5 protein-coding genes are annotated in these 5065 nt (G+C 73.7%); 3 read left to right on the top strand and 2 right to left on the bottom strand.

Annotation, left to right across the window (positions count from 1 at the left end):
- On the bottom strand, positions 1-648 hold a 648-nt coding region (locus tag C3486_RS36110), incomplete at its 3' end, for a PhoD-like phosphatase N-terminal domain-containing protein (protein WP_181138815.1).
- Positions 649-873: 225 nt separating this feature from the next.
- Here C3486_RS36110 and C3486_RS36105 point away from each other — a divergent pair.
- Complete coding sequence (locus C3486_RS36105) at positions 874-1470, top strand: TetR/AcrR family transcriptional regulator (protein ID WP_103837082.1); 597 nt, start codon at positions 874-876, stop codon at positions 1468-1470.
- A gap of 144 nt (positions 1471-1614) precedes the next feature.
- Positions 1615-2853, top strand: coding sequence for an MFS transporter (locus C3486_RS36100; protein WP_103837081.1), 1239 nt, complete (start codon positions 1615-1617; stop codon positions 2851-2853).
- 221 nt (positions 2854-3074) lie between these two features.
- Here the strand turns inward: C3486_RS36100 and C3486_RS36095 are convergent, their stop codons facing one another.
- Entirely contained in the window at positions 3075-3926 is an 852-nt protein-coding gene (locus tag C3486_RS36095) for an alpha/beta fold hydrolase (RefSeq protein ID WP_103837080.1), read from the bottom strand.
- Between the two features lie 243 nt (positions 3927-4169).
- Between C3486_RS36095 and C3486_RS36090 the strand changes: the two genes are divergently transcribed.
- The coding region (locus C3486_RS36090; RefSeq protein ID WP_103837079.1) for an RNA polymerase sigma-70 factor at positions 4170-5065 on the top strand (896 nt) is incomplete at its 3' end.

Genomic DNA, 5065 nt, shown 5'->3' with positions numbered 1-5065 from the left:
CTCCTCGGTCGTGATGTTCCGCCAGACGCGCCCGTCCGGCAGCTTCACGCTCGCCTCGATCGGGGAGTCGGCGTAGATGTTGTCGCCGCTGCACAGGAAGAAGTCCGGGTTCCGGCGCCGCATCTCCTCGTAGATCCGGTAACCGCCGCGGTCGGGGTTGATGCCCCAGCCCTGCCCGGCGAGGTCCCCGGACCAGTGGAACCGCACCCGCTCGCCCCGCTTCGCCGGCGCCGTACGGAACGTCCCGGTCACCGGCTCGCCCGTGCGCCGGGGATCGTCGGGATCGGCGAGCGTGACCCGGTAGTGGATCTGCTCGCCCGGCGGCAGCCCGCGCAGCGAGGTGACGCCGGTGAAGTCCGTGTCCGCGCCGACGACCGGGCCGCGCCAGGTGTGCGCGTTGCGGAACGACTCGGTGGCCGCGGTCTCCACGATCATCCGGGCCGGCCGGTCGGAGCGCACCCACACCAGCCCGGAACCGGTCGTCACGTCGCCCACCTGCACGCCCCACCGGGCGCTCGGCCGGCCGGTGCGCGCCTGGGCCGGGGCCGCGCAGCCGATGGCCGGCAGCGCGAGCGCCGCGGACGTCGCCGCCGCTCCTTGCAGTACGGAACGCCGTCCGATGGCTCTGCCGCCCGCTCCCTGCGCCATGTGCTTCCTCCCGTGGTCCGGTCGCCGTTGATGACGGTCCGTTCGTATCGGTGTCCGGTGCCGCGCAGCCCAACACCCAGTGAACAGCCGGGTGCGGCGGCGCGGAACGCGGAACCGGGCCATGGTCGCAAGCGGGCGGCCGGATGGCCAGGATCCGGGACGGGCCGCGTCCCGCGCTCGCCGAGTATTGCACCGACCGATCTAAAACTCTGCTACTGTCCTGGCATGGCCCGACCGAGACTGTTCGACGAGGAGCGGGCCCTGGACGCGGCGATGCGCACCTTCTGGGCGAACGGCTACGAGGCCACCTCGACCCAGGACCTGTGTGACGCCACCGGCCTGGGCCGCAGCAGCATCTACAACACCTTCCGCAGCAAGCACGACCTCTTCACCCGGTCGCTGGCGCGCTACATCGACACGATGACCACCCGTCAGCTCGCCCTCCTGGAGGACGAGGAGCGGCCGCCACTGGACCGCATCCGCGCGCTCTTCACCGTCATCATCGCGGACGACATGGGGAACCGCAGTGACGGCCGCAGCCCCGGCTGTCTCACCGTCAACACCACCGTCGAGCTGGCCGGCAAGGACTCCGAAGCCGCCCGGATGCTGGCCCGGGACACCGAGCGCCGGCTGACCGCGCTCCGCGCCGTCATCGAGGCGGGGCAACGGGACGGCGCCATCGCCACGACCCGCGGCCCCGACGCGCTCGCACGCTTCGTCAACGCGGTGATCGGCGGCATGCGGGTCTCCGGCCAGGGCGGCGCGGACCGGGCGGCCCTGGAGTCCATCGCGGAAACGGCCCTGACGGCCCTGACGCCCTGACCTCCGGGGCCTCGTGACGCCCCGACGCCGAGTCCGGCCCGCCCGGGCCGGCTCACCCCTGCCCAAGTTTTGTACTGGCCTATCCAAAACCCTGTCCAAAACAAGCTTCCGCCCCCACCCCCGACGCAACGAAGGAGCCCACCCGTGCCTCGTGCCGTATACGTCCTGGCCCTCGGCATCTTCGCCATGGTGACCAGTGAGTTCGTGGTCGCCGGCCTGATGCCGCAGATGGCGGCCGGACTGGACGCGACCGTCCCGCAGATCGGCTACCTCATCACCGCCTTCGCGGCGGCCATGGCCCTCGGCGGCCCGTTCCTCACCGTGGCCCTGCTGAAGCTGCCCCGGAAGCGCGCGCTCACCGTACTGTTCGCCGTCTTCCTGGCGGGCAACGTGCTGGCCGCCACCGCCGCCGGCTACACCGTCATGCTGGCCGCCCGCATCGTCACCGGCATCGCCTCGCAGGCGTTCTTCGGCGTCGCCATCTCGATGTCCGCGCAGCTGGCCCGCCCGGAGGCCCGCGGCCGGGCCGTCTCCGTCGCGCTCAACGGACTGATGCTCGGCACCCTGCTCGGCCTGCCGCTGTCCACCCTGATCGGGGAACACTTCGGCTGGCGCGCCGCGTTCTGGGCCATCTCGGCCCTCACCGTGCTCGCCGCCCTCGCCACGCTGGCCGGTGTGCCGCGTACCGCCCACGCCGAGGAGGAGGCCGGGACCTTCCGTACCGAGCTGGCCGTCTTCCGGCGGCCCCGGCTCTGGCTGACCCTCACGACCAGCACCTTCGTCATCGGCGCCACGTTCTCGGCGTTCAGCTACCTCAATCCCGTCCTGACCGGCCTCACCGGCTTCGCCACCGGAACGGTCCCGCTGCTGCTGATCGCGTACGGCGCCGCCACGGTCCTCGGCAACACGGTCGTCGGCCGCCTCGCCGACCGGTACACCCTGCCCGTGCTGCTGACCGGCCTGATCCTGAACCTGCTGTTCCTCACCGGCTTCGCGCTCTTCGCCGGGGTCCCCGTCCCGGCCGTGATGTGCATGCTGGGCATCGGCCTGGTCGGCGTGACCATGAATCCGGCGCTGGTCACCCGCGTGCAGCGGGCCGGCAACGCCGGGCCGATGGTCAACACCGTGCACTCCTCCTTCATCACCTTCGGTGTCATGACCGGCTCGTCCCTCGGCGGCCTGGCCATCGGCGCTTACGGCCTGCGGGCCCCGCTGTGGCTGGGCGCGGCGCTGGCGGCCGTGGGCATCCTGACGCTGGTACCGGACCTGCTGCGGCGCCCGGCACGGACACCGGCCGTATCCCGCACCGGGACGCCCGCAGCCCCTCTCGGCGAGGTGCCGACGGCGGAGTGCGCGGGCGCGGCTCCCGCGTCACGCGGGTAACCCCCGGCCGGGACGCCCGAGGCGCGGGTGCGGTGGGAGCGACGCGCGGTCCAGAGGCGCATGCGCCGGCGCGGCGCTCCCACCGGCTGGGGCCCCGGGTCTTCGGGGCATCTCCCGTGCTCTTTGGGTCGTCCCCCGGTTCGCTGGGTAATCCCCCGGTGGGGGTGCGGGCGCGTTCGATTCGCCCCGTAGGCCGGCCGGCTTCCGCTGCCGGCCCCCGCTCACCCCGTGGCCGCCGCCACCGTGTCCAGGATGACGCGGGCCACCAGGGCCGGGTCGTCGTTCATGGGTACGTGGCCGCAGCCGGGGAGGCGTACGAGGCGGGCGCCGGGGATCACGCGCTTGGCCCGCACGCCCTGGCGGGGCAGGAGGAGCCGGTCGCGGCTGCCCCAGCCGATGGTCACGGGGATGTCCGGGAGGTCGTGGCGGAAGAGCACGCCGGGGCCGCGGCCCGCCGCGAGCGTGGCGGTGAAGCCGGGCGCCTCCCGCAGCGCCCGGGTCTCGGCCGCCACCGCGTCCGGCGAACGGCGCCCGGGGCGCGCGTAGATGGAGCTGGTCAGCGCGGCGCGGCCGGCCGCCGTGCGGGCCAGCGCCTCGACCACCGGCTGCGGCAGCGCCTTCGCGCCGGCCCGCATGCCCAGCAGCACGCCGAAGGCGTACCGGCGTTCGGCCTCCGTCCAGAAGCCGGCCGGGGACAGCGCCGTCACCGACCGCGCGGCCCCGGCCAGGCCCAGCTCCAGCGCGAGCAGCCCGCCGAGCGAGTTGCCCACCACGTGCGGGCGCTCGACGCCCAGCGCCGCGAAGACGTCCGTGAGCAGCGGGACCACCGAGGTCAGGCCGTACGGCACGCCGTCGGGGAGCGCGGGCGACGCACCGAAGCCCGGCAGGTCCACCGCGATGACGTCGTGCGAGGCGGCCAGCACGCTGAACACCGGCTCCCACGCCTGGTAGTGGTGGCCGATGCCGTGCAGCAGCACGACCGGCTCGCCGGCGCCCTTGCGTTCGTACGCGACCGTGAACGGCGGCCGGCCGTCGGGGGTGACGTGCAGGGCGGAGGACGTGGCGGTCGTCATGGAGGCTCCTTCGGGGGAGAGGGGAAGCCGCTGGGGGAAGAGGGCCGTACGCGGGCCCGAACGTGGGGGAGGGCCCGGTAGACACCATGTCAGCAATCATTACCGGGCGGTAGCAGGCGGACGCGAATTCCACGCCGCGCAGGGATGCGGGGAGGCGCGACGGCCGCCCCTCCAGGCGCAGCGAGCCGCCCAACTGTGCGATACCTGCTGGACAATGCGCGTCCGGCCCGCTGGGATAAGGGCGTGCTCACGGATGCCGCGACCGATGTCTTCGAAGAACACCGCCCCGTACTCCAGGGCGTCGCCTACCGCATGCTCGGCCGGGTGGCCGACGCCGAGGACATCGTCCAGGAGGCGTGGCTGCGCTGGTCGGCGGCCGACCACGAGACGGTGCGCGAGCCGCGCGCCTACCTCGTACGCGTCACCACCCGGCTCGCGATCGACCGGCTGCGCCAGGTACAGGCCCGGCGCGAGGCGTACGTGGGGCCGTGGCTCCCCGAGCCCGTGGCGACCGACTACGGCGGGGCCGTGCCGGACAGCGCGGACCACGCCGTCTTCACCGAGTCCGTCACCTTCGCCGTCCTCGTCGTCATGGAGTCCCTGTCGCCGCTGGAGCGCGCCGTCTTCGTGCTGCGCGAGGCGTTCGGCTATCCGTACGCCGAGATCGCCGCCGTACTGGAGCGCGGCGAGGCCGCGGTGCGCCAACTGGCGGGGCGCGCCCGGCGCCACGTGGAGGAGCGCAAGCCGCGCTTCGAGGTGAACCCCGAACGGCAGCGCGACCTCACGGAGCGGTTCCTGGCCGCCGCGGCCGGCGACGACCTCCAGGGGCTGATCGGGCTGCTCGCCGAGGACGTACGGCTGGTCGGCGACAGCGGCGGCAAGGCCAAGGCGCCGCTGCGCGTCATCGAGACGGCGGACAAGGTCGCGCGCTTCCTCGTCGCGGTCTCCGGCAAGTCGGCCGCCGAGCTCAGCTTCGGCTTCGCCTCGCTCAACGGCGGCACCGCGGTGGTCGTGCGGGCCGGCGGCCGGGTCGACGCGGTCTTCCAGCTGGACGTGGTGGACGGCCGCATTCAGACCGTCTACGTCGTCCGCAACCCCGACAAGCTGGCCGCGGTGGCGGCGTCCACCACCGCGGCCTG

Origin of the sequence: Streptomyces sp. Ru73 (assembly GCF_002920575.1) — a bacterium.
Lineage (GTDB): Bacteria > Actinomycetota > Actinomycetes > Streptomycetales > Streptomycetaceae > Streptomyces.
The sequence above is the reverse complement of the archived record's forward strand: the minus strand, read 5'-3'. Positions and strand labels throughout refer to the sequence as shown.

Excerpts from the sequence above, each read along its gene's own strand:
- C3486_RS36105 (WP_103837082.1), top strand. The coding sequence starts at position 874 with ATGGCCCGACCGAGACTGTTCGACGAGGAGCGGGCCCTGGACGCGGCG.
- C3486_RS36095 (WP_103837080.1), bottom strand. The coding sequence starts at position 3,926 with ATGACGACCGCCACGTCCTCCGCCCTGCACGTCACCCCCGACGGCCGG.